This is a genomic window from Rhodococcus spelaei, assembly GCF_006704125.1.
GTDB classification, from domain to species: domain Bacteria; phylum Actinomycetota; class Actinomycetes; order Mycobacteriales; family Mycobacteriaceae; genus Rhodococcus_G; species Rhodococcus_G spelaei.
In genome coordinates this window covers 726,703-749,932 of record NZ_VIGH01000001.1, presented here as the reverse complement: position 1 = coordinate 749,932, position 23,230 = coordinate 726,703, and the positions used below count along the sequence as shown (strand labels likewise).

At 67.5% G+C, this 23,230-nt stretch carries 22 protein-coding genes; 7 read left to right on the top strand and 15 right to left on the bottom strand.

Going from position 1 to position 23,230, the window contains the following annotated elements; genetic code table 11:
* The first annotated feature begins 317 nt into the window (after positions 1 to 317).
* Positions 318 to 2,375, top strand: a complete 2,058-nt coding sequence (locus tag FK531_RS03475) for a neutral/alkaline ceramidase (protein WP_142095203.1) — start codon at positions 318 to 320, stop codon at positions 2,373 to 2,375.
* A 157-nt stretch (positions 2,376 to 2,532) separates the two neighbouring features.
* On the opposite strand, the gene hsaB is transcribed toward FK531_RS03475, so the two are convergent.
* The 4 genes from hsaB to hsaA are packed head-to-tail and all read right to left on the bottom strand — an operon-like array spanning position 2,533 to position 6,081.
* Positions 2,533 to 3,114: a 3-hydroxy-9,10-secoandrosta-1,3,5(10)-triene-9,17-dione monooxygenase reductase subunit gene (gene hsaB / locus FK531_RS03470; RefSeq protein ID WP_142095202.1), complete on the bottom strand. Its 582-nt coding sequence runs from the start codon at positions 3,112 to 3,114 to the stop codon at positions 2,533 to 2,535.
* Positions 3,114 to 4,013, bottom strand: coding sequence for an iron-dependent extradiol dioxygenase HsaC (hsaC, locus tag FK531_RS03465; protein ID WP_142095201.1), 900 nt, complete (start codon positions 4,011 to 4,013; stop codon positions 3,114 to 3,116). Before hsaC ends, hsaB begins: the two co-directional genes overlap by 1 nt.
* A complete protein-coding gene (gene hsaD / locus FK531_RS03460; protein ID WP_142095200.1) occupies positions 4,013 to 4,894 on the bottom strand; it encodes a 4,5:9,10-diseco-3-hydroxy-5,9,17-trioxoandrosta-1(10),2-diene-4-oate hydrolase in 882 nt (293 codons plus the stop codon). The genes hsaC and hsaD overlap by 1 nt, the downstream gene beginning before the upstream one ends.
* Before the next feature lie 11 nt (positions 4,895 to 4,905).
* Entirely contained in the window at positions 4,906 to 6,081 is a 1,176-nt protein-coding gene (hsaA, locus tag FK531_RS03455; protein ID WP_142095199.1) for a 3-hydroxy-9,10-secoandrosta-1,3,5(10)-triene-9,17-dione monooxygenase oxygenase subunit, read from the bottom strand.
* Positions 6,082 to 6,282: 201 nt separating this feature from the next.
* Here hsaA and FK531_RS03450 point away from each other — a divergent pair, with 201 nt between their 5' ends.
* Together FK531_RS03450 and FK531_RS03445 are read left to right on the top strand one after the other, a co-directional pair.
* Positions 6,283 to 7,464: a 3-ketosteroid-9-alpha-monooxygenase, oxygenase component gene (locus tag FK531_RS03450; protein WP_142095198.1), complete on the top strand. Its 1,182-nt coding sequence runs from the start codon at positions 6,283 to 6,285 to the stop codon at positions 7,462 to 7,464.
* Positions 7,461 to 7,799, top strand: coding sequence for a hypothetical protein (locus tag FK531_RS03445; RefSeq protein ID WP_142095197.1), 339 nt, complete (start codon positions 7,461 to 7,463; stop codon positions 7,797 to 7,799). Before FK531_RS03450 ends, FK531_RS03445 begins: the two co-directional genes overlap by 4 nt.
* A gap of 60 nt (positions 7,800 to 7,859) precedes the next feature.
* Here FK531_RS03445 and dmpG read toward each other — a convergent pair whose 3' ends face one another.
* Genes dmpG through FK531_RS03425 form a run of 4 tightly spaced genes read right to left on the bottom strand, consistent with a single transcriptional unit; the run spans position 7,860 to position 12,256 of the window.
* Positions 7,860 to 8,906: a 4-hydroxy-2-oxovalerate aldolase gene (gene dmpG / locus FK531_RS03440; protein ID WP_142095196.1), complete on the bottom strand. Its 1,047-nt coding sequence runs from the start codon at positions 8,904 to 8,906 to the stop codon at positions 7,860 to 7,862.
* 5 nt (positions 8,907 to 8,911) lie between these two features.
* Positions 8,912 to 9,814: an acetaldehyde dehydrogenase (acetylating) gene (locus tag FK531_RS03435; protein ID WP_142095195.1), complete on the bottom strand. Its 903-nt coding sequence runs from the start codon at positions 9,812 to 9,814 to the stop codon at positions 8,912 to 8,914.
* Positions 9,815 to 9,828: 14 nt separating this feature from the next.
* On the bottom strand, positions 9,829 to 10,614 hold the full coding sequence (locus FK531_RS03430; RefSeq protein ID WP_142095194.1) for a 2-keto-4-pentenoate hydratase: 786 nt from the start codon (positions 10,612 to 10,614) through the stop codon (positions 9,829 to 9,831).
* 22 nt (positions 10,615 to 10,636) lie between these two features.
* Entirely contained in the window at positions 10,637 to 12,256 is a 1,620-nt protein-coding gene (locus tag FK531_RS03425; protein ID WP_246097803.1) for an FAD-binding protein, read from the bottom strand.
* Between the two features lie 125 nt (positions 12,257 to 12,381).
* Between FK531_RS03425 and kstD the strand changes: the two genes are divergently transcribed.
* The 3 genes from kstD (at position 12,382) to FK531_RS03410 (ending at position 16,816) form a co-directional block, all read left to right on the top strand.
* Positions 12,382 to 14,094 carry a 3-oxosteroid 1-dehydrogenase gene (gene kstD / locus FK531_RS03420; RefSeq protein ID WP_181762795.1) on the top strand — a complete coding sequence of 571 codons (1,713 nt, stop codon included), beginning with the start codon at positions 12,382 to 12,384 and terminating at the stop codon, positions 14,092 to 14,094.
* A 12-nt stretch (positions 14,095 to 14,106) separates the two neighbouring features.
* Positions 14,107 to 14,967, top strand: coding sequence for a MaoC/PaaZ C-terminal domain-containing protein (locus FK531_RS03415; RefSeq protein ID WP_142095192.1), 861 nt, complete (start codon positions 14,107 to 14,109; stop codon positions 14,965 to 14,967).
* A 70-nt stretch (positions 14,968 to 15,037) separates the two neighbouring features.
* The gene (locus tag FK531_RS03410; protein ID WP_142095191.1) at positions 15,038 to 16,816 is read left to right on the top strand and encodes a cholesterol oxidase substrate-binding domain-containing protein; all 1,779 of its coding nucleotides are present in this window, start codon (positions 15,038 to 15,040) and stop codon (positions 16,814 to 16,816) included.
* A gap of 94 nt (positions 16,817 to 16,910) precedes the next feature.
* On the opposite strand, the gene FK531_RS03405 is transcribed toward FK531_RS03410, so the two are convergent.
* From FK531_RS03405 to zapE, 3 genes are all read right to left on the bottom strand, one after another.
* Positions 16,911 to 18,350: an MFS transporter gene (locus tag FK531_RS03405; RefSeq protein ID WP_246097801.1), complete on the bottom strand. Its 1,440-nt coding sequence runs from the start codon at positions 18,348 to 18,350 to the stop codon at positions 16,911 to 16,913.
* Positions 18,347 to 19,183: a mycofactocin-coupled SDR family oxidoreductase gene (locus tag FK531_RS03400; protein WP_142095190.1), complete on the bottom strand. Its 837-nt coding sequence runs from the start codon at positions 19,181 to 19,183 to the stop codon at positions 18,347 to 18,349. The genes FK531_RS03405 and FK531_RS03400 overlap by 4 nt, the downstream gene beginning before the upstream one ends.
* A 104-nt stretch (positions 19,184 to 19,287) precedes the next feature.
* Complete coding sequence (zapE, locus tag FK531_RS03395; RefSeq protein ID WP_142095189.1) at positions 19,288 to 20,256, bottom strand: cell division protein ZapE; 969 nt, start codon at positions 20,254 to 20,256, stop codon at positions 19,288 to 19,290.
* Positions 20,257 to 20,292: 36 nt separating this feature from the next.
* Here zapE and FK531_RS03390 point away from each other — a divergent pair, with 36 nt between their 5' ends.
* Entirely contained in the window at positions 20,293 to 20,526 is a 234-nt protein-coding gene (locus FK531_RS03390; RefSeq protein ID WP_142095188.1) for a hypothetical protein, read from the top strand.
* A 44-nt stretch (positions 20,527 to 20,570) separates the two neighbouring features.
* Here FK531_RS03390 and FK531_RS03385 read toward each other — a convergent pair whose 3' ends face one another.
* The 4 genes from FK531_RS03385 to FK531_RS03370 are packed head-to-tail and all read right to left on the bottom strand — an operon-like array spanning position 20,571 to position 22,921.
* Entirely contained in the window at positions 20,571 to 20,909 is a 339-nt protein-coding gene (locus FK531_RS03385) for a DUF202 domain-containing protein (RefSeq protein ID WP_181762794.1), read from the bottom strand.
* A complete protein-coding gene (locus tag FK531_RS03380; RefSeq protein ID WP_435531004.1) occupies positions 20,906 to 21,262 on the bottom strand; it encodes a YidH family protein in 357 nt (118 codons plus the stop codon). The genes FK531_RS03385 and FK531_RS03380 overlap by 4 nt, the downstream gene beginning before the upstream one ends.
* A gap of 55 nt (positions 21,263 to 21,317) precedes the next feature.
* A complete protein-coding gene (locus tag FK531_RS03375; protein ID WP_142095186.1) occupies positions 21,318 to 22,235 on the bottom strand; it encodes a TauD/TfdA dioxygenase family protein in 918 nt (305 codons plus the stop codon).
* Between the two features lie 23 nt (positions 22,236 to 22,258).
* A complete protein-coding gene (locus FK531_RS03370) occupies positions 22,259 to 22,921 on the bottom strand; it encodes a TetR/AcrR family transcriptional regulator (RefSeq protein WP_142095185.1) in 663 nt (220 codons plus the stop codon).
* Positions 22,922 to 23,230: the final 309 nt, after the last annotated feature.

Genomic DNA, 23,230 nt, shown 5'->3' with positions numbered 1-23,230 from the left:
AATCCTTGCCTGGTGGGCGAACTACTCTGCTCCGACGGCCGCGCGGACGATGGCGCGCACGACCGACAACCGGGAACCTGCCAGACAATTCGACATGACGGAGTTCACCGAAAGAGTCGAACCGCAACCGCGCTCGATTCCGCGGGGTGGACGCTGGATGGTTCCCACCACGATGTCCATCGCCACGACCAATCCTAGGCCGATCAACTTCCCGACAGAAGTGCTCCAACCTCTTGCAAACCGCCGCGCGGTCGTGTGTGCTGTCATCTGGACACTTGACCAATTCGACTTCTTCCCATCTTGCAAAGGATTCCGTCGTGACGATCAGTCGACGCAGCGTGCTCGCCGGGGCCGCGGCCACCCCCGCGCTGGCCGCCCTCGGCGCGGGCCGCGCTACCGCTGCCGCGCCGCGCACCACCGGCCCCTCACGAACCGCGCCGGCCGAAGGCGGCTTCCGTGTCGGTGTCGGCCTGTCCGACATGACCGGACCGGTCGCCGAGAACGGCATGATGGGGTACTCGAGTTTCGAGCAGCGGGCAGAGGGACTGCACCAGCGCACCCGAGTGCGGGCCTACATCTTCGCCGGGGCCGACAACTCACGAGTTGTCTACGCCTGTGCCGACACCTGCATGGTCTTCCAGGCCGTGCACGACGCCGTCCTGGTCCGGCTCAGCCAGAAGTACGGCAACCTGTACACCGAACGCAACGTCATGCTCACCGCCGTGCACTCGCATGCCGCGTGCGGCGGGGCCTCGCAGGACTACGCGTACAGCCTGGCCACCCTCGGTTTCCAGCCGCTCACCTTCAACGCCGAGGTCGACGGCCTGGTCGAGGCGATCAGCGCCGCCCACGACAATCTGGCACCGGGCAGTGTCGCCATCGGCCGCAGCGAGCTCACCGATGCGAGCGTGAATCGCTCCAGGGTCGCCTTCGACCGGAATCCACAGAGCGACAAGGACTACTACCCGCTCGGTATCGACACCCACATGCGGGTGCTGCGCATCAGTCAGGGCGGCGACAACGTCGGCGCGATCGGCTGGTTCCCCACCCACGGTGCCTCACTCACCGAGGAGAACAAGCTCATCTCGGGCGACAACAAGGGCGCCGCCGCCTACTTCTGGGAGCACGACATCGCCGGGGTGCGCTACCTCGAAGGCAAGCCCAGCTTCGTCGCGTCGTTCCCGCAGACCAACACCGGCGACATGTCGCCGAATCTCGACCTCCAGCCCGGGAAGGGCCCGACCGACGACGAATTCGAGAACACCCGGCTCATCGGAGAGCGTCAAGTGGCGGCCGCCCGCGTCGCGTTCAAGTCGGCCGAACCGATCTCCTCGACAGTCGTCGACAGCCGAGTCATGTACCTCGACATGGCAAACCAGCTCGTCGACGGCCGCTTCACCACCGACGGTCAGCCGCGCCGCACCTCCCCCGCCTGTGTCGGCGCCGCGATGGCCGCGGGCAGCACCGAGGACGGGCCCGCGATCGAGGTCTTCAAGGAGGGAACCCGCAACCCGGTGATCGACGCCCTCGGCGGCATCGACGTCAAGACCCCGCAGTGGCTCGCCGACGCGCAGGCACCGAAGCTCGTCCTCGTCGCCGTCGGCCTGCTGCCTCCCGACGGCTGGGTGCCGCACGTCCTCAAGATCCAGCTCATCCGGATCGGCGACATCTACGTGGTCGGCGGACCCGCCGAGTTCACCATCGTCTCCGGACTGCGGATCCGCCGTACCGTCGCCGCGGAACTCGGTGTGCCACTCGAGAACGTCATCTTCCAGGGCTACGCCAACGCGTACTCGAGCTACTGCACCACACCCGAGGAGTACGACTCCCAGCAGTACGAGGGTGGCTCGACGCTGTTCGGCCGCAACACCCTTCCCGCGTACCAGCAGGGCTTCTCGCAGCTCGCGACCGCCATGCGCAACGGCGCCGAGGTGCCACGCGGACCGGCGCCGCGCGACCTGTCGGCGTTCCAGCCGAGCTTCGGTCCCGACGTCCCCGCGGACGCACCCACACCGGGACGCCAGTTCGGTGACGCACTGGTCCAGCCGGCCGGCGCCGCGGCGGCGGGAACGCAAGTGGCCGTGGAATTCTCCACCGGGCACCCGAAGAACAACCTGCACCGCCGCGGCACCTTCTTCGAGGTGCAGCGACTCGACGGCGGAAAGTGGGTGCGCCACGCAGACGACGGCGACTGGTCCACCAAGTACCACTGGCGCCGCGAGGGGTCGAACGCGTCGGTCGCGCGCATCACCTGGGACGTGCCGGAGGGCACCCCTTCCGGCCGCTACCGGATCCAACACTTCGGGGACCACAAGAATCCGGACGGCTCGATCGTGCCGTTCACCGGCACCTCCGCGGAGTTCACCGTCTCCTGACCTGATCCCAGGGTGATGGGAACCATCATTCGGCCCAACCGGTCGATGGTTCCCATCACCCATCCGGACGACATGCCCCGCGAAGCCGAGAAGGGCCCGTTCACGCAGTTCGCGTGAACGGGCCCTTCTGTTTTCGCCCCTCCGGGTATGTGCGGCCTTACAGCCAGGTGTCCTCAGTGGTCGCGGTGAGGAACGCCTCGAGGTCATCGCGCCAGGGCGCGGGGACCGTCTTGTCCGGCTCGATGCCGGTGTACTGCCCGCGGTAGAACAGCAGCGGACGTTCGGTCTTGATCTCACTCATCGAGTGCACCCGACCGAACACCACGAAGTGGTCACCGCCGTCGTGCACCGTCTCCACGGTGCAGTCGATGTGTGCCAACGACTTGTCGATGATCGGAGACCCGAGAGGCGAAGCCTCCCAGCCGATTCCACCGAACTTGTCCGGCTCGCGAGAACCGAACCGGGCACACACTGCCTGCTGCTCCTCCGCCAGCACGTTGACGCAGAACTTGCCGCTGCGCTCGATCGCCGCCCAGGACCGCGACGCCTTGGTCGGGCAGAACAGCACCAGCGGCGGATCCAGCGAAAGCGCCGCGAACGACTGGCATGCGAAGCCGACCGGCTCCCCGTCGTCGACCGTGGTGATGATCGTGACGCCGGTGCAGAACTGACCGAGCACGGTACGGAACTGACGCGGATCGATCTCCGCGCCAGTCGTCGACTCCTGAGGCGCCGTCACTACTTCATTCCCACCGTGAAGTCGTGACCCCACAGGCTCACTGCCGTGCTCTCCCGCGCAATCCAGGAATCGTCCTCGACTTCGAGTCCCTCACAACCGAATTCGATGTCGAATCCGCCCGGCGTCTTCATGTAGAAGGACAGCATCAGGTCGTTGACGTGCCGACCGAGGCTGGCAGACATCTTGACCTTCTTGCGCAGCGCGCGATCCAGGCAGAGGCCGACGTCGTCGGAGTTCTCCACCTCGATCATCAGGTGCACGATGCCGGTCGGGTTCGGCAGCGGCAGGAACGCGAGGCTGTGGTGCCGGGGGTTGCAGCCGAGGAAGCGCAGCCAGGCCGGCTCCCCGTCGGCAGGCCTGCCGACCATCTGCGGGGGCAGTCGCATCGAGTCGCGCAGCTTGAACCCGAGCACGTCACGGTAGAACCGCAGTGAGGCCTCGTCGTCGTTCGTGGTGAGCACCACGTGCCCGAGCCCCTGCTCGCCGGTGACGAACTTGTGGCCGTACGGGCTCACGATCCGACGGTGCTCGAGCGCGGCGCCGTGGAACACCTCGAGGGTGTTGCCGGAGGTGTCCTCGAACACGATCATCTCGACGACACGGCGGTCCTGCAGCTGGTCGGCGGTGCCCTCCTTGAACGGCACACCGGCCGCGGACAGGTTGTCCCGAACCTCTTGCAGTTCAGCGGCATTGGCCGTTTCCCAGCCGGACACCTGCAGGCGGTCCTTCTCACCCGGCACGATCACCAGGCGGGCGGGGAAGTCGTCCATCCGCAGGTACAGGGCGTCCGGGTTGGTGCCCTTGCCCTCGATCATGCCGAGGATCTTGAGTCCGTACTCGCGCCAGGCCGCCATGTCGGTGGCCTCGATGCGCATGTACGCGAGCGAACGTATACCCATCAGTTGCTCCCGTCCAGAAGGAAGTCGCCGGCCAGGCGGTTGAACTCGTCGAACTTCTCGAGCTGCGCCCAGTGGCCGCAGCCGCCGAAGACATGCAGCTGCACCCGCGGGATCATCTTGAGGGCGACCAGCGCCCCGTCGATCGGGTTGACCCGGTCCTCGCGGCCCCAGATCAGCAGCACGCGCTGGCGCAGCTTGTAGGCGTCGCGCCACAGCATGCCGAGTTCGAACTCCGGGCCGGAGAAGGACTTCCCCATCGCCTTGGCCGCCGCCAGCGACTCCGGGGTGCTGGCCGCCGCGAACCGGTCGTCGATCAGTTCCGGGGTGATGAGGGACTGATCGAACACCATGATCCGCAGGAACGCCTCGAGGTTCTCGCGCGTCGGCTGGTAGCTGAACTTGCCGAGATTCTTCACGCCCTCGGTCGGGTCCGGCGCGAACAGGTTGACACTCAGCCCACCGGGTCCCATCAGCACGAGCCGGCCGGCCTGATCCGGATAGTCGAGCGCGAAGCGTACCGCGGCGCCGCCACCGAGCGAATTGCCCAGCAGGTGAACTCGTTCGGTGATTCCGATGGTGTCGAGCAGGTCCTTGAGAGCCGAGGCACTGTGCCGGAAGTACTGCGGGTGCTCGGTCGGCTTGTCCGACTTGCCGTAGCCCGGCTGGTCTACCGCGAGCACGTGGAACTGCTGCGCCAGCACGGGGATGTTCTTGGCGAAGTTCGACCACGACGAGGCGCCGGGTCCGCCGCCGTGCAGCAGCACGATGGTCGGGCCGTTGCCGACGCCTGCCTCGTGGTAGTGCAGCTTCAGGTCGGGACGGACCTGGGCGAACTTCGAGGTCGACTCGTAGGTGATCTCGGCCTGTTCTGTCGTCGTCACGATGCCCTGCCTCAGACCATCGTGTCCGTGAGCGGCAGGCCGAACTCGGCGCCACCGAACATCACGTACGCGCGCTCGGCGTCGTTTGCGGCGTGCACCCGTCCGGCGTGCGCGTCGCGCCAGAAGCGCTGGATCGGGGTGCCGTTCGCCAGAGCCGTTGCACCGGAGTTCTCGAAGAGCAGGTCGATCGACGCGATCGCGCGGCCGGTGGCACGCACCTGGTCGCGGCGGGCCCGCAGGCGCAGCTCGATCGGCACCTGCTCACCGGCCTGCAGGAGCGCGTACTCGTCGGCCACGTTGCCGGAGAGCTGGCGCCACGCGGCATCGATGTCGCTGGAGGCCTCGGCGATCCGGACCTTGGCGAACGGGTCGTCCTTGGCCTTCTCGCCGGCGTAGGCGGCGCGCACCCGCTTGCCCTGGTGCTCGACGTGGGCGTCGTAGGCGCCGTAGGCCATGCCGACGATCGGGGTGGAGATGGTGGTGGGATGGATTGTGCCCCACGGCATCTTGTAGACCGGTGCGGTGTTCTGCGTGAGACCCGGGGCGGTGAGGTCGCTCATCGCCTTGAAGCTCAGGAAGCGGTGACGCGGCACGAACACGTCCTTGACCACGATGGTGTTGCTGCCCGTACCACGCAGCCCGACGACGTTCCACACGTCGTCGATCTGGTAGTCCTCGCGCGGGATCAGGAAGCTGCCGAAGTCGACCGGGCGACCGTCCTTGATCACCGGTCCGCCGACGACGACCCAGCTGGCGTGGTCACAGCCCGACGACCAGGCCCACGCGCCGTTGACCTTGTAACCTCCGTCGACGACCTCGCCCGCACCCATCGGCGCGTAGGACGAGGAGATCCGCACGTCGGTGTCCTGGCCCCACACGTCCTCCTGCGCCTGCTGATCGAACAGCGCCAGATGCCAGTTGTGGACGCCAATGATGCCCGAGACCCAGCCGGTGGATCCGCAGGCGCTCGCGATGTTGCGGACAGCGGTGTAGAAGGTGACGGGGTCGGCCTCGTAGCCACCCCACTGGGCGGGCTGCAGAAGCCGGAAGAAGCCGGCCTCCTGGAGGGCCTTGATCGAATCGTCGGGGATACGACGAAGATCCTCGGTCTCCTGTGCGCGCTCGCGCAGGGTCGGCAGAAGCTCGTTCAGCTTCTCGATCACCACGCGGCTGTCGTGCTCACCCACTGGTCACTCCCTCATGTGTCGTGCGTCTCGGAGGTTCACTTTCATCTGAGACTAGAACACGTTCCCATTCGTGTCGAGCAGATGGGGGTTCGGCGGGACGAAAGTCCCTGACTGCGACTACCGGCGTCAATATCTGGCAAAACTGTCACAAGTTCTATAACGTGTTCTAGTAACGGAGACGAAGGGATGTGGAGGGCACAGATGACGCAGACGAGCGGCGCACCCGCCAACCGCAAGGTTCGTGAGATCGACGTGGGAACGACGCCGACGCGGTTCGCCCGTGGTTGGCATTGCATCGGGCTCGAGAAGGAGTTCAACGACGGCAAGCCGCACTCGGTGGAGGCGTTCGGCACCAAGCTCGTCGTCTTCGCCGACAGCGAGGGCAAGCTGCAGGTGCTCGACGGGTACTGCCGGCACATGGGCGGCGACCTGAGCCAGGGCACCGTCAAGGGCGATTCCGTCGCCTGCCCGTTCCACGACTGGCGCTGGGGCGGCAACGGCAAGTGCACCGCCATCCCCTACGCCCGCCGGGTTCCGCCACTGGCCCGCACCCGCGCGTGGACCACCCTGCAGCGCAACGGGATGCTGTTCGTCTGGAACGATCCCGAGGGCAACCTGCCGCCGGACGACGTGACCATTCCCGAGATCCCCGGAGTCCTCACCGACGAGTGGACCGACTGGGAGTGGCACCGTCTCGAGGTCAAGGGCTCCAACTGCCGCGAGATCATCGACAACGTCGTGGACATGGCGCACTTCTTCTACGTTCACTTCGGATTCCCGAAGTACTTCAAGAACGTCTTCGAGGGCCACATCGCCACGCAGTACCTGCAGAACCACGGCCGACCCGATGTCGGGAGCATGGGCACGCAGTACGCCGAGTCCGTCCTCGACTCCGAGGCCTCCTACTTCGGCCCGTCCTACATGGTCAACTGGCTGCACAACGACTACAGCGGGTACAAGGTCGAGAGCGTCCTGATCAACTGCCACTACCCGATCGACCACGACTCCTTCATGCTGATGTACGGCGTCAGCGTCGAGAAGCCGAAGGGCCTGGACGAAGCCACCACCAACAAGCTCGCGCGCAAGTTCACCGCGGGTGTGACGATGGGCTTCGAGCAGGACGTGGAGATCTGGAAGAACAAGACCAAGATCGAGAATCCGCTGCTCTGCGAGGAGGACGGCCCGGTCTACCAGCTGCGCCGCTGGTACGAGCAGTTCTACGTCGACGTCGCCGATGTCGACGAAAAGATGACGCAGCGCTTCGAGTTCGAGATCGACACCACCAAGGCTGTGGAGGCCTGGCAGCGCGAGGTGGAAGAGAATCTCGCCCGCCAGGCGGAGGAGAAGGCCGCCGCCGAGGCCGCGAGTTCGACGGGAGTGTGACGATGACCTCGACCTGGTCCAAGGCCCCGGACTTCGCGAACAGCCCGGCCCGGGTCGAGGCCGTCCGCGCGCAGACCGCCGTCGACCTGCAGACCTATCTCGAGGACGGGCTGCAGGAGGTGGAGTGCCGGGCCTGCCACACCTGCGTGCTGGTCCGCAAGAACAGCTTCAACCACACCAGCATCCAGTGGCAGGCCGATCCGGCCGAGGTGTGCCCTGAGTTCGCAGGCGTCGGCGGGCGGACCGGGTCACGCCAGACCTGCCCGCGGTTGATCGCGAGCATCAACCATGCCGTGCTGGAAGGCATCGTCGAGGTGCGCGACACCGAGTCGTAGCAACAGCGAATGGAAGAAGGGGCGCGCATCCACGGATGCGCGCCCCTTCTTTCGTCGTGATCACCCCGCGCTCTCACCGGCTGCGGCCTCGCGCTGCAGCTCGAGCGCGATGTCGATCAGCTGATCCTCCTGCCCGCCGACCAGCTTGCGCTTGCCCGCGCGGACGAGCAGCTCCGCGGCGGATACTCCGTACCGCTCGGCTTGACGTTCCGCGTGCTTGAGGAAACTCGAGTACACGCCCGCGTAGCCCATCATCAGGGCCTGACGGTCGAGGAGGCACTCGGCCGGCATCGTCGGGCGGACGACGTCCTCCGCGGCGTCGGCGATCGAGAAGAAGTCGATGCCGGTCTTGACGCCGATCTTGTCGCACACTCCGACGAACGCCTCGACCGGCGCGTTACCCGCACCCGCACCGAATCGCCGGGTGCTGCCGTCGATCTGCTTGGCACCGGCCCGCACCGCCGCAACGGAATTCGCGACGCCGAGTCCGAGGTTCTCGTGGCCGTGGAAGCCCACCTGCGCGTCATTGCCGAGTTCGGACACCAACGCCTCGACGCGCTCGGACACCTGCTCGAGCACCAGGGCGCCCGCGGAGTCGACCACGTACACGCACTGGCAACCGGCGTCGGCCATGATCCGGGCCTGCTGCGCGAGCTTCTCCGGTGTCGTCGAGTGCGCCATCATCAGGAACCCGACGGTTTCCAGGCCACGCTCGCGGGCCAGACCGAAGTGTTGTATCGACACGTCGGCCTCGGTGCAGTGGGTCGCGATGCGGCAGATCGAGGCCCCGTTGCCCTGCGCCTCGACGATGTCCTCCTTGACGCCGAGGCCCGGCAGCATGAGGAAGGCGATCTTCGCCTGTTTCGCGGTGTCCACGGCGATCTTGATCAGTTGCTGCTCGGGAGTCTTTGAGAACCCGTAGTTGAACGAGGATCCGCCCAACCCGTCGCCGTGCGTGACCTCGATGACCGGGACGCCTGCGCCGTCGAGCGCTCCGACGATCGCGCGCACCTCGTCACCGGTGAACTGGTGTCGCTTGTGGTGCGAACCGTCCCGCAGCGAGGTGTCGGTGACTCGGACGTCCCATGAGCTTTCGAAATGAACCATGCCACTCACGCCTTCACGCTGAGAAGCTTCTGGGCGATCTCCTCGCCCACCCTGGTTGCCGCGGCGGTCATGATGTCGAGGTTGCCGGCGTACGGCGGCAGGAAGTCGCCCGCGCCCTCGACTTCGACGAAGGTCGTGACGGTCGCGTAGCCGCCCGAAACGACGCTCGGCGCGTTGAACTGGGGTTCGTTGAGCAGCCGGTAGCCGGGCACGTACTGCTGGATGTCCGCGACCACGCGGTGCACGGAATCGGTGATCGCGGCGTGGTCCGCGTCCTCGGGGATTGCGCAGAAGATGGTGTCGCGCATGATCATCGGCGGATCAGCCGGGTTCAGGATGATGATCGCCTTGCCCTTACCGGCGCCGCCGATCACCTCGATGCCACGGCTGGTGGTCTTGGTGAACTCGTCGATGTTCGCGCGGGTGCCCGGTCCCGCGGACAGCGACGCGACCGACGCGACGATCTCGGCGTACGCGACGTCGACGACCCGTGAGACCGCGTACACGATCGGGATGGTCGCCTGGCCGCCGCAGGTGATCATGTTGACGTTGGGGGCGTCGAGGTGCTCGTGCAGGTTCGCCGGCGGGACGACCGCCGGACCGACCGCCGCCGGGGTGAGGTCGACCGCGCGGATTCCCGCGGACCGGTACCGCGGCGCGGCGTCGCGATGCACATACGCCGAGGTCGCCTCGAACACCAGGTCCGGCTTCTCCCGCTGGTTCAGCAGCCAGTCGACGCCCTCGGCGGAGGTCTCGAGTCCCATCGCGCGCGCCCGCGCCAGACCCTCACTCCGTGGATCGATGCCGATCATCCACCGCGGTTCGAGCCACTCGGACCGCCGCAGCTTGTAGAGCAGGTCGGTGCTGATATTCCCCGAACCCACGATCGCAACGCTTGCCTTGGTCATCGGATGGTCAACTCCTAGACGAACTCGACGGATACCGTCCCGAGTCCGCTGAACTCGGCACGGACGTGGTCGCCCGGCCGAACGTCGACTGCCTTGGTGCACGAGCCCGGCAGGACGACGTCACCGGCACGCAGGCGTACACCGAAAGTGTCCACCGTCCGAGCCAGCCAGGCCACCGCTCGTGCCGGATGGCCGAGCACCGCGTCGCTGCGTCCCTCCGCGGCACGCTCGCCGTTGATCACGAGCGCGGCGTCAATGGCGGTGAGGTCGATGTCCTCGGGCCGCACCCGCGCGGCGCCGAGCGCGTGCCCCGCGTACGAGGCGTTGTCGGAGACCGTGTCGACCAGGCCGATCCGCCACTCCTTGATCCGGGTGTCGATCAACTCGATCGACGGCACGACGAACTCTGTGGCTGCCAGCACGTCGTCGACGGTGCAGTCCGCACCCGGCAGGTCGGCGCCGAGCACGAACGCGACCTCGATCTCCACCCGCGGCAGCAGGAAACGCGCGCACTGAACCGGCTCACCCTCGTGCAGCTCGGTGGTGTCGAACAGGTGCCCGTAGTCCGGTTCGGAGACGCCCAACATCTCCTGCATCGCCTTGGCGGTGAGCCCGACCTTGTGCCCGACCACCCGCTCCCCGGCCTCAACCCTGCGGCGGATGTTGAGCAACTGGATCTCGTACGCGTCGACCATGTCGATGCCCGGGTAGAGCGTCGCCAGCGGTTCGAGGGGCGCGAACCCCTTCTCGGCGGCATGCAGCAGGTCCGCGACCTCGATACGCGATTCCGTCGACAGCACTCGGGTTCCCTTCGGTCGCAGGCTATGCGGTCGAGGCGGACTCCGAACGCGCAACCCCGCGGCGAGCGGCGTGCGCTGCGGCGCGACGACCAGAGAACACACAGTCTGCGAGCGAAAGCCCACTCACGTAGGAGTTCGAGCAAATTCCGACGGCGGTCCGGCCGGCGGCGTATAAGCCGTCGATCGCGGCTCCGTCGGCGGTCTGCACCACACCGGACTCCTCGTCGACGACCAGCCCGCCCAGCGTCAGCATCGGGAGAGGATTGGTCAGGCTCTTCTTCAAGGAGACGTCGAACAGCGAGTACGGCCCGGCACCGACCGTGCGACGGAAGTCGTCGGGCTTGCCCATCGGGTCAGGGGTACCGGCGGCGATGGCCTCGTTGTGCGCGGCCACCGTCGCGACCAGACCCACGGGGTCGATGCCGACCTTGTCGGCAAGCTCCTCGAGCGTGGCACCGGTGGTGCGGTCGATCCGCATCATGGTCTCCGACTGGATGCGCTGGAACCAGTTGGTCTGGCTGCCGAGCTGCGCGCGGGCCTGCGCGACCAGGTCGGCGTCGGCGACGAGCCAGCCCTTGCCCTCGTGCTCGGCGATCATCGCGTGCCCCAGCGCCGCACCGTAGCGCGACTCGTCGACCATCCGGTCGCCCTTCCGGTTCACCAGCAGCGACCCGAGAAATGCGCTGGGCGGCACGATGAATCGCCACGCCGAGATGTTGGAGAGCTTGTCGGTCGCCGCTCCGACGTCGGTGCCCATGAAGATGCCGCTGCCGTCGTCGCCCGCGGTGCCCAGTGCGAGTCCGCCGCGGTATCGGGGACCGTGCTGGGCCACCATGTCGCGGTTGGCGATGAAACCGCCCGCACTCAGGATCACCCCGGAGCGCGCCTGGATGCGGATCGGCCGCGCGTAGGTCGCCTCCAGCCGTTCGACCTGCTTCTGCAGGACCTTCCGCATCGGGGGGTAGTAGATCCCCGGCTTCGCGGACAGCGCCGACAGCCGGGCGTGCCGGGCACGCACCCGCTTGGGCGCAGCCCGCAGGCTCATGCACTCGACGCCGATCACCGCGCCGTCGTCGTCGGTGAGCAGTCGGACCGCACGCGTCTGCTGTTCGAGCCGCAACCCGTTGGCCAGGGCGGAGTCGATCAGGGGGCGGTACAGCTTCTTCCCGGAGGTGCCCTTGCCCTTGGCCCGATGCCCGCGGGGGGCCGGGGCCGCCACGTCGCGAAAACCGCCCGCGGCTTCACTACCCGAGAAGTACAGGTAGTGACGGTCGGTCGGGTAGGACGTCTTGTACGGGCACAGCGAGCCCTCGAACGGCACACCGTGCCCGGCGAGCCACTCGATCATCGCGGGACTCTCGTCGCAGAACCTGCGCAGTGTGGCGGGGCGGACGGCGTCCCCCACCTCCCGACTGAGGTAGGCATACATCGCGTCCGGAGTGTCCTCGATGCCGGCGTCGCGCTGGATCCGCGTGCCGCCGCCCGCGTAGACGATGCCGCCGGAGATCGTGCTGGCGCCACCGCCGGCGAACCGGTCGAGTGCGATGACGTCCGCGCCGGCGGCCAGTGCCTCCAGTGCCGCGGACGCCCCCGCGACGCCCACTCCAACCACCACGACGTCCGCGGAAAGATCCCAGCCCACAGCACTCCGCCCTTCTTCAAGCTGCAACGTGTTTCGTTTGCGTCCCGACCTCACGGCCGAACCCGGCAATACTTCCTGGCAGAAAGCATGGACTGATGCCCACATCATTCTATAACGTGTTCTACATGAGCAAGCAGGAATACGACGTCGTCGTTGTCGGAAGTGGTGCCGCGGGCATGACCGCGGCCTTGACCGCCGCCCATCAGGGGTTGAGTGTGGTCATCGTCGAGAAGGCCGCCCACTACGGCGGATCCACCGCACGGTCCGGTGGCGGCGTCTGGATCCCCAACAACGAAGTCCTCCAGGGTGACGGCGTCACCGACACCCCCGAAGCCGCCCGCGAGTACCTGCACAGCATCATCGGCGACGTGGTTGCTCCCGAGCGGATCGACACCTATCTCGACCGCGGCCCCGAGATGCTCTCGTTCGTGATGAAGAACAGTGCACTGAAGCTGCAGTGGGTGCCCGGCTACTCGGACTACTACCCGGAGGCACCCGGCGGCCGACTCGGCGGCCGCTCGGTCGAGCCCACCCCGTTCGACGGCAACAAGCTCGGCGACGACCGCAAGAACCTCGAGCCGGACTACGTGAAGGCGCCGAAGAACTTCGTCATCACCCAGGCCGACTACAAGTGGCTCAACCTCCTGATGCGCAACCGTCGCGGTCCCGTGCGCGCAATGAAGGTCGGCATGCGCTTCCTGGCCGCCAAGGCGTCGGGCAAGGACTTGCTCGTGCGCGGCCAGGCCCTGGTCGCGGGCATGCGCATCGGCCTCCGCGACGCGAAGGTTCCGATCTTGCTCGACACGCCGTTGACCGAACTGTTCACGGAGGACGGCGCCGTACGCGGTGTGAAGGTCCTCATCGACGGCGAGGAGCAGATCATCCGGGCCCGCCACGGTGTGGTGCTCGGCTCCGGCGGCTTCGAGCACAACGACGAGATGCGCAAGAAGTACCAGCGCGCCCCGATCGGCACGGAGTGGACCGTGGGCGCCAAGGCCAACACCGGCGACGGCATCGTGGCCGGCCAGAAGCTCGGCGCTGCAGTCGATTTCATGGACGACGCCTGGTGGGGCCCGTCCATTCCGCTGACCGGCGGACCGTGGTTCGCCCTCTCCGAGCGCACCCTTCCGGGCTCGCTGATGGTGAATACCGACGGCAAGCGCTTCGGCAACGAAGCGGCGCCCTACGTCGAGGCGACCCACGCGATGTACGGCGGCAAGTACGGCCAGGGCGAGGGTCCCGGCGACAACATCCCGACCTGGATGATCCTCGACCAGCGCTACCGCAACCGCTACACCTTTGCGGGCATCACGCCGCGCTCGCCGTTCCCCGGCCGCTGGCTCAAGGCCGGCATCGTCGTCAAGGCGGGCACCATCACCGAACTCGCCGAGAAGACCGGGCTTCCGGTCGATGCGCTGACCGCGACCGTGGAGCGCTTCAACGGCTTCGCGCGCAACGGCAAGGACGAGGACTTCGGGCGCGGCGACAGTGGATACGACCACTACTACGGCGACCCGCGCCTGAAGAACCCGAGCCTGGCCGAGGTGAACAAGGCCCCGTTCTACGCGATCAAGATGGTCCCGGGCGACCTCGGCACCAAGGGCGGCATCTGCACCGACGTCGACGGCCGCGCCCTGCGCGAGGACGGCACCGTGATCGAGGGCCTCTACGCGGCGGGCAACGCCAGCGCACCGGTGATGGGCCACACGTACGCCGGCCCCGGCGCGACCATCGGACCCGCGATGACGTTCGCCTACCTCGCCGTGCTGGACATCGCCAAGCGGGCGAAGGGCACTGCGGACCCCGAATCCAGCTCTGCCGCAGCCACTTCGAACTGAACAGGACACCACGTGCCCATCAATCCCGACATCGCGATCGGTGCCGAGCTGCCCACCCAAGAGTTCTCCTGGGCCAGCTCGGACGTGCAGCTCTACCAACTCGGCATCGGTGCGGGCGCGCGCCCGCTCGACTCGCGCGAGCTGCGCTACCTCGAGGACGGCAAGCCGCAGGTGTTGCCGACCTTTGCCACCGTGGTCGCGAACATCCACGCAACCGAGGCCCCGAAGGTGTCCTTCCCCGGCGTGGAGATCGATCTCGCGAAGGTGGTGCACGGCAGCCAGGAGGTGACCGTGCACCAGCCGATTCCCGCGGAGGGCAGCGGCCGCACCACCACCCGCATCGCCGAGGTGTGGGACAAGGGCAAGGCCGCGGTGATCGTGCAGGAATCGGTCACCACCGACCTCGACGGGAATCCGCTCTGGACCGCCCGTTCGTCGATCTTCGCTCGCGGCGAGGGTGGCTTCGGCGGCGAGCGTGGACCGTCGGAGTCGGTCGAACTGCCCGACCGCGCACCGGACTTCGAGACCGTGGTGTCGACTCTTCCGCAGCAGGCACTGCTCTACCGGATGTGCGGAGACCGGAATCCGCTGCACTCGGATCCCGAATTCGCCACCGCGGCAGGCTTTCCTGCGCCTATTCTCCATGGACTGTGCACGTACGGAATCGTGTGCAAGGCGGCGGTCGACGTGGCTCTCGATGCCGACGCGTCGAAGGTGAAGGGGTACCGCGCCCGGTTCGCCGGGGTCGTGTATCCGGGCGAGTCCCTCGCGGTTCGAATCTGGAAGGACTCGAGTCGCCTGCTGATCACCGCGTCCGTGCCGGATCGGGACAACTCGCCGGCACTGGCAGACGTAATCCTGACCCTCGCTTAACATTCTGGACGCCCGACCGACTTAGTTCGACCGCTGTACCTCCCTCTCTCATCACGACTGGAGTAAACGCATGCCGAAAACGGACGACACGACCACCGGATTATCCCGGCGCGGCTTCCTGACCGCCGCGGGCGCCGGTGCGCTCGCGGTGGGCGCGGTGGGCGCCTGGACGCCCGTCTATGCCCTCCCCCTCGACACCGGGTCCCTGGGGTCGTCGGGCTCCGCGGGTGGCGGCGCCACTCTCCCCGCACCGCCGAACTTCCCGAGCGGGATCGACCTGGCCCAGCAGGCGTACGAGAACTGGTCCAAGGAGATCGTGCTCGACGCCGTCTGGACGTGCTCGCCGAAGACCCCCGGTGACGTTGTGCGCCTCGCGAACTGGGCACACGCCAACGGATACACCCTGCGCCCGCGCGGCGCTCAGCACGGCTGGACCCCGTTGACGGTCGTCAAGGGTGCATCGGTGGACAAGGTCATCCTCGTCGACACGATCAAGCACCTCAACGGTGTCTCGGTGAACAAGGGCGGATCGCCCGCGACCGTCACCGCCGGCCCCGGCGCGACCCTCGACGACATCACCACGGCACTGCAGGCACAGGGCCTCGGCTGGGCGAACCTGCCCGCCCCCGGCGTCCTCACCATCGGCGGCACCCTCGCCGTCGACGCCCACGGCGCGGCTCTGCCCGGACCCGGCCAGAGCACCGCTCCGGGTCACACCTACGGCTCGCTGTCCAACCTGGTCACCTCGCTGACCGCGGTGGTCTGGAACGGCACCGAGTACGCGGAGAAGACGTACCTCCGCAGCGATCCCCAGATCAAGCCGCTGCTCACCGCTCTGGGTCGTACGTTCATCACCTCGGTCACCATGCAGGCGGGTCCGAACTTCCGGATGCGGTGCCAGAGCTACACCGGCATCGACTGGAAGGAGATGTTCGGACCGAAGGGCGCCTCCGGGAAGACCTTCGAGAGCTACGTCGCGCAGAACGGCGGCGTCGAGGCCATCTGGTACCCCTTCACCACCAAGCCGTGGCTCAAGGTGTGGTCGGTGGCGCCCAGCAAGCCGGCCGAGTCCCGGGAGGTGACCGGGCCCTACAACTACACGTTCTCGGACAACCTCCCCGTGGCCGTCACTGATCTGCTCGGGAAGATGAACTCCGGTGCCCCGGGCATCGCTCCGCTCTTCGGCCAGACGATGTACGCCACCACGGTCGCCGGACTTGCAGTAACCAATTCGTCCGACATCTGGGGCTGGTCGAAGGACGTCCAGTTCTACATCAAGCCGACCACGCTGCGCCTGACCGAGGGCGGCGGCGCCGTCATCACCAAGCGCGAGAACATCGGCCAGGTCATCCACGACTTCACCACCTGGTTCAACGACCGAATCGAGTTCTACAAGGCGAAGGGGCAGTACCCGCTCAACGGTCCCGTCGAGATCCGTTGCTGCGGCCTCGACCAGGGCGCGGACGTGTTGGTCCCCTCGGCCGGCGCCCCGACCATCTCCGCGATGCGTCCGCGTCCCGACCATCCCGAATGGGACACCGCCATCTGGCTGAACGTCCTCGGCGTTCCGGGCACCCCCGGCATGTTCGAGTTCTACCAGGAGATGGAGCAGTGGATGCGCTCGCACTACTCCGGTAACGACTACACCTTCCGCCCGGAATGGTCGAAGGGCTGGGCGTTCGGCCCGAACCCGTACACCAACGGCGGGATCATCACCGGCGCCCTCCCGCAGAGCTACCGCGACGGCCTGCCCACCAACGACAACTGGGACACCGCTCACGCCGCGTACAACGAGCTCGACCCGCACCACATCTACAGCAACAGCTTCATGGATCAGCTTCTGCCGTAGAAACTCCCGCGGCGGGGTCGCACCAGCCGCCCCGCCGCACTGAGTCACCCGCGTGAATGATCCGGCGCCCGAGCGAAATCGGGCGCCGGATCTTTCACGTTCGGGCGGGCAGGGGCAGCAGTGCCACCGCAACGGCCGCGACCGCCGCCGCGGCACCGATCCAGTACATGGTGGTGAACGCCGAGAGGGTCGGGACGGTGACACCGACGACGGTCAACGTCGAACTGGCGAGCACCGCCGCACCGACCGCGCTCGCCGTGGACGTACCGACCGACCGGAGCAGGCTGTTCACGCCGTTTGCCGTCGCCGTCTGGTCGATGGGGACCGCCTCCGTGATGAGGACCGGCATTGCCGCCAGCGCGAGTGCCACGCCGCCCGAGATCATGGCGGCGCTGGTGGTCACGTTCACAACCGACGGTCCGAGAACCGCGCGGAGCACGTACCCGGCCGCGATCACGATCGCGCCGATGACCAACGTGACCCGGGCACCGCGCCGTCGCGTCATCCGCGCCGACAGCGGCGCCAGAACGACCATCAACAGACCGCCCGGCATCATCGCCATTCCGGCGGCCGCCTCCGAAAGCCCAGGGCCATAGCCGGACTCGACCGGCGCCTGCAGCTCCTGTGTCGCGGTGTACGCACTGAGGAACATCGCGAACCCGAGCAACGCCGCGCAGACGTTGGAGATCAGCACCGGCCGCAGGACCGAAGTCCTCAGGTCGACGAGCGGGTCCGGGATGCGCAGTTCCATCGGAACCCACACCGCCAGTGTGGCCGCACCCACCGCGACGCAGCCCAGCGTCGCCGGACTCCCCCAGCCCCACTGGCCACCCTTCGAGATGGCCAGCAGCAAGGTGGTGAGGGCGATCGTGAGCATCACCGCGCCGACATGGTCGAAGCGACCGCGTGCCCGCACCGAGGATTCCGGCACCGCGACAACCAGCAGGATCGCGAGCGCGAGTCCGACCCCACCGGTCACCCAGAACAGCGCGTGCCAGCCGAGGTGCGCGTAGATGACCCCTGCCATCGGCATGCCGAACATGCTGCCGATGCCCATCGTGCCGCTCATCAACGCCACCGCGCCGCCGAGTCGCGCGGGCTCGAGCAGGTCGCGGAGGAGACTGATGCCGACCGGGAGCAGTGCGATCGCGAATCCCTGCATGACCCGTCCGGTCACCACGACCGGAAACGTCTGGCCCAGCGCAGCAATGGTCGAGCCGGCGACCATCACCGCCAGGCACAGCAGCATCATCGCCCGTTTGCCGGTCAGGTCTGCCAGCCGGCCGATCAGCGGAGTTGCCACCGCACCCGTGAGCAGCGTGGCAGTCACCAGCCAGGACGTCGTCGTGGGGGAAACCCCGAGCGCGACACTGAAATCCGGCAGGATCGGCACTACCAGCGTCTGCTGGAGCGCGACCACCACACCGGTCACACTCAGGGTCGCGACGATCAGCCGCTGGCTTCCGGGGCTCCGGACGACGGCCTTCGCCGCCGCGGCCGAAGCACCGGAATCGGTGACCTCGGCGCGACTCACCCCGTCACACGTGCGGCGTTGCCTGCGTCGATCGGGAGAACGGTGCCGCTGATGTGCGCGCTCGCCTCGGCCGCGAAGAACAGCACCGCGCGGGTGATCTCCTCCGGCTCGAGCCACGGCACGGGCTGCGCGTGCAGGGACTCGAACACCGGCGCCACGTCGTCGCGCGTCGGCGCCTCGAGATCGGGACGCATCATCGAGTACAGCGCGTCGTTGTGGATCATCGGCGTCGAGATATTGCCGGGGGCAATGACATTCGCGGTGATGCCGAACTGAGCGAGATCGAGGGCCGAACTCTTCGTCAACCCGATCACACCCCACTTGGAGGCGCTGTACGCGGCCATGTTGGTGCTTCCGGCGCGACCGAGCATCGAGGAGATCGTGACGATCCGGCCGTAGCGCCGCTCGATCATGCCGGGCGCCACCGCCCCGATGGTGTTGAAGACGCCGGTCAGATTCGAGTTGATGGCCTCGGTCCACTGCGCGGTCGTCATCGACTGCACCGGCGACGCGACCGAGACACCCGCGTTCGCGACCGCGATGTCCACGCGCCCGAACTCGGACTCGGCGCGGGCGACCAGGGCATCCATCGCCGGACGGTCGGCGGTGTCAGCCTTGACCGCGATGCAGCGCCGGCCGGCGGCCTCGACCAGCCGTGCGGTCTCGGCGAGGTCTTCCTCGGTGGCGAGCGGGTAGAACACCGAGGCACTGTCCTCACTCCGGTCGCAGATCACCACGTCGGCGCCACGTTCGGCGAAAGCCACCGCGTGCGACCGACCCTGCCCCCGGGCGCCGCCGGTGATCAGTGCAACCTTGCCGTCGAAATCGTCCATAGTGTGCGCTCCTCGAATCGGTTCTTTCAGTCCATCACTACCCGGTCACGGTGTCGCGAAGGCCGCAAGGTCCCGATCAGCGGTATCGCACCGGGCGGCGGTGCTCAGTTGGCGAGCATCGACAACCTGCTGCGAGTCCTCGCGAGATCGTGCACACGCTCGACCGGAAGCGCGTCACCCTCGCACCAGTCTGCACCGACGACGGTGAGCGGGACGTCCCGGTCGTGCAGCACGTCGACGAGGGTGCAGAAGCGCTGCACACCGTCGGGCGTCGCCTCCAGGATCGGCGGGACACCGCTCACCACCCAGTGGCCGTGGTCGGCGGCGAGCCGCAGGTAGTCGCGCACAGACGTAGGCCGCTCGCACAGTTCCACGAAGTCGAACCAGACCAGATCCCCGCGCACCGCCCGCGCGACGATCGGGCGACCGAACGGGCTCAGCACTGCCCTCTCGCCGTCCACCGGCCATCCCGACAGCGCGGCCAGTCGCCGGCCGGACGCGAAACCGGACGTCGTCGGCCCGCGGCCGCTCCGGTAGTCGCGGTCGCCGACCAGTTCGATCACCTCGAGCCGCTCCCTCAGCACCGCGATGGTCGGCAGGAAGTTGTCGTGGAACAGGGGGTTCGGCATCAGCCCGTCCGGCGGGTAGTTGGAGGTCACCACCAGCGCCGTCCCACGCTCGTCGAGTGCCCGCAGCAACCGCGACAGCAGCGCACCGTCGCCGACGTCGTGCACGTGGAACTCGTCGAAGAACAGTACCTGGCACCCGTCCAGCAGCAGGTCCATCGCCGCGTCGATCCCGTGCTCGGGGACGAGGGAGTGCAGACGTCGGAAGAAGTCGTGGAAGTGAACCCGACTCGTCCGGCGTCCCTTCAGGGCCGCACGGTAGGCGTCGATCAGCCAGGTCTTGCCACGGCCGACCGGACCCCACAGGTAGACGCCGCGCCCGGGGCGCAGCTCGACCCGCGAGAGCTGCTCTGCAACCGCGCGCTGGCCGAGGTCGAGCCGGAACCCGTCGGCTCCAGCGGCACGCTCGAAGGTGTCAACGGTGATGGATCGTCGGGCCAGCCTCATGCCTCGACTCTACGAATGTAGAGTCGAGGTGACAATGTGACGAAGGCAGCAGAGCGAGTGGGGGCACCGTCGATGACGAGCAGCACCGACCCGCGCGAACGTACTTCGGACGCCGCACTCGACATCGTCGCCGCGCTCGACGCCATGCGCGACAGCCGCGCCCGCGACCTACGCGTCCGCTATGCGCTGGCACTGGAGATGGTGCACGACAAGCAGATCCAGCAGGCGCTGTCGACGAGCATCTTCTCGCGACCTATCCGCGCGGTGTGACAGCGCGCCCCTGAACCACCGGCGACGGATCCGTGCGACGGCGGTCAGCGCAGAAGGTCCACCGCCACGCCGAATCCCGCTACGCCCGTCAACACCAGCACGAGCACGACCAGCACCGCATTCGACAGGACGTCCGGCGCCAACCGGCCGACCGCCACGCCGGCACTGACCCGCCCGAGCCTGCGCGCGGACGAAGCGAGCACCCCGACGGCGACGACGAGGGCAGATCCGCCTGCCACCGCCGTCGCGATCGAGTGTCCCGGTGCGAACCGCAAGTAGATGACGGCGATTGCTGCCGTACTCGATGCCGTTCGCACCCATGCCAACTCGGTCCGTTCCGGCTGCAGCCCCTCGTCCAGACGCACCGGGCTCGCGTCGGTCATCGCACCGTCAGCGCGACGAGGAACACCACCGCGACAGCGAACACGAGCACCGCGAGCAATGCGCCGAGAGCCGGAACCGGAAGGCTCCGGCCCTGTCGGAGCGCCACCTCGACGCCGATCCATCGCAGGAAGGCGAAGCCCGCGAGCAGCGCAGCCCCCACGAGCAATCCGATCACCAAAGTGAAATGTGCTGCGGGACCGACGAGATCGGAACCGAATGCCTCGAAGCCCACCGCCGCGGCGACGAGACCCATCGCGGTGCGGATCCACGCCAGGAACGTTCGCTCGTTGGCGAGGGTGAAGCGCGGGTCCGGGTCGCTCCCCACCCGCAGCGACCGCGGGCGCCAGTCCACCGACCTCAACTCGGGTTTCCGCTCCGCTGCGCGGCCGCCGAGTCACCGATGCACATCAGCGCGGCACGTCGCCCAGAATCGCCACCCGCTCCATGACTCGCCGGTGCGGGAAGTAGTCACTCGCCGCATAGTGCTGCGTGGCCCGATTGTCCCAGAACGCAATGGAATTGGGCTGCCACCGGAAGCGGCACTGGAAGTCCGGCACCTTGGCCTGATCGAACAGGTGCTGCAGCAGCTGTGCCCCCTCGACCGGGTCGAGATCGGGGATGTGGGTGGTGAACAGGCTGTTGACGAAGAGGGTCTTGCGGCCCGTCTCCGGGTGCGTGCGCACCACGGGATGACGCACCGGCGGGTACTGCTCCTGCATGCGGGCCTGCCGCTCCGGCGGCATCGAACGACCGAACGACGGCATGAAGTCGTGCACGGCCTCCAGTGCGTCGATGCGTTCCTTGATCTCGTCGGACAGGCAGTCGTAGGCGTTGCCCATGTCCGCCCACAGGGTGTCGCCGCCTGCGGGCGGCACGTCGACGGCACGCAGCACCGAGCCGAGCGGAGGCTTCTTCTGCCAGGTCACGTCGACGTGCCAGATGTTCTCCGTCCCCGGACTGTCCTCACCGCGCTCGAAGCGCACCACCGAGGGCACCTCGCCCTGCGGCAGGAGCGGATGGACCTCCAGTTCGCCCCAGTGACTTGCGAAGTCCCGGTGCGCGGCGCCGGTGATGTCCTGGTCGCGGAAGAACAGGACCTTCCACTCGAGCAGGGCGGTACGTAGCTCGGCGATCTCCGCGTCACCGGGATCAGAAAGGTCGACGCCGCTCACCTCGGCGCCGATGAACGGCGTGACGGGACGCACCGTGATCCGCTCGTACGGCGCGGGCTCGAAGCCCTCCGGGTTCCGGCGCATCCCCCTCGGACCGAATTCGATTACATGGTCGCCGATTTCGACGGTGCGAGATGTTGTCAGTGCGGACATGCCGGCTCTCCTTTGGGTGGGTGTCAGTGGGTGGCGGTGCGGCGCTTGACGCGCTTTGCCGCGGCAGTCGAATCGGCGGCCTCCAGCGAGCCGACCGCCATGTCGATCACGTGCTCGACCGTCTCGGCGAAGCTCGCACGAACGACGGGAAGACCCTCCTCCCGCCGCTGCTCGTACACCGCGAGAGCGGAGACGGTCATGTTGAACATCAGGTCGACCCGCTCGATCGCCGCACGTCGAGACAGGTGACCCAGAATTCGCGTCAGCCGAGCAACGACCTCACGGTTTCCGTCGAAGACCTCGTCGAACTCCCCACTGGCGAAGTCGACCGACGGTGAGACACGGGCGATGAAGCGGGCGTAGTGACCCTCCGGCACCGACGCGAGGAAGTCTGTGAGCGGCCGCAGGCCTGCCTCGACGAGCGCCCTGAGGTCCTCGCCGCGGCCCTGGCGATCGATCTCCGCGAGGTACTCGCTCCGAGCCTGGTTGATCTCGCCCATCCGGTAGCGAAAGACCGCGAGCAGCAATCCGTCTCGTCCCCCGAAGTGGTACTGAACTGCCGAGTTGTTCCGCTGGCCTGCGGCGGCCGCCACATCCCGCATCGAGACGCCCTCGACGCCGTGCTCGGCGAACATCCGCTCTGCGACTTCGATGATCACGCTTCGAGTGCCCTCGACTGATGCCATGCCCGCGATGCTATAGGTCGTTGACTTAATCGTCAAGGCATTGACTTAAACTTCGAAACCCATTGGTCTACTGAATAATTGCCGCGGAAGCGCAGTCTGATCAAGCAAGGTCGGCCAATCTTCCACAGCAGTCCCGGTGAGTGAGACCGCACGGGGTCGGCTGCCTCGGTCGGTGGCTACGGTCACGATTTCACGGCGGGCGAGGCGGCCCGCATCGACTCCCACGCCGCGCCGGCGTCACCGACATGCCGCCCATGCGCATAGTGGCCCGCTCACTCACGAAGTGCTCTGCCACCACGCACAGGAACC

What these genes read in the sequence shown, in the direction of transcription:
- hsaC (WP_142095201.1), bottom strand. Translation starts at nt 4,013, where the DNA reads ATGGGTATACGTTCGCTCGCGTACATGCGCATCGAGGCCACCGACATG.
- FK531_RS03450 (WP_142095198.1), top strand. Translation starts at nt 6,283, where the DNA reads ATGACGCAGACGAGCGGCGCACCCGCCAACCGCAAGGTTCGTGAGATC.
- dmpG (WP_142095196.1), bottom strand. Translation starts at nt 8,906, where the DNA reads ATGGTTCATTTCGAAAGCTCATGGGACGTCCGAGTCACCGACACCTCG.
- FK531_RS03435 (WP_142095195.1), bottom strand. Translation starts at nt 9,814, where the DNA reads ATGACCAAGGCAAGCGTTGCGATCGTGGGTTCGGGGAATATCAGCACC.
- kstD (WP_181762795.1), top strand. Translation starts at nt 12,382, where the DNA reads ATGAGCAAGCAGGAATACGACGTCGTCGTTGTCGGAAGTGGTGCCGCG.
- FK531_RS03410 (WP_142095191.1), top strand. Translation starts at nt 15,038, where the DNA reads ATGCCGAAAACGGACGACACGACCACCGGATTATCCCGGCGCGGCTTC.
- FK531_RS03400 (WP_142095190.1), bottom strand. Translation starts at nt 19,183, where the DNA reads ATGGACGATTTCGACGGCAAGGTTGCACTGATCACCGGCGGCGCCCGG.
- zapE (WP_142095189.1), bottom strand. Translation starts at nt 20,256, where the DNA reads ATGAGGCTGGCCCGACGATCCATCACCGTTGACACCTTCGAGCGTGCC.
- FK531_RS03385 (WP_181762794.1), bottom strand. Translation starts at nt 20,909, where the DNA reads ATGACCGACGCGAGCCCGGTGCGTCTGGACGAGGGGCTGCAGCCGGAA.
- FK531_RS03375 (WP_142095186.1), bottom strand. Translation starts at nt 22,235, where the DNA reads ATGTCCGCACTGACAACATCTCGCACCGTCGAAATCGGCGACCATGTA.
- FK531_RS03370 (WP_142095185.1), bottom strand. Translation starts at nt 22,921, where the DNA reads ATGGCATCAGTCGAGGGCACTCGAAGCGTGATCATCGAAGTCGCAGAG.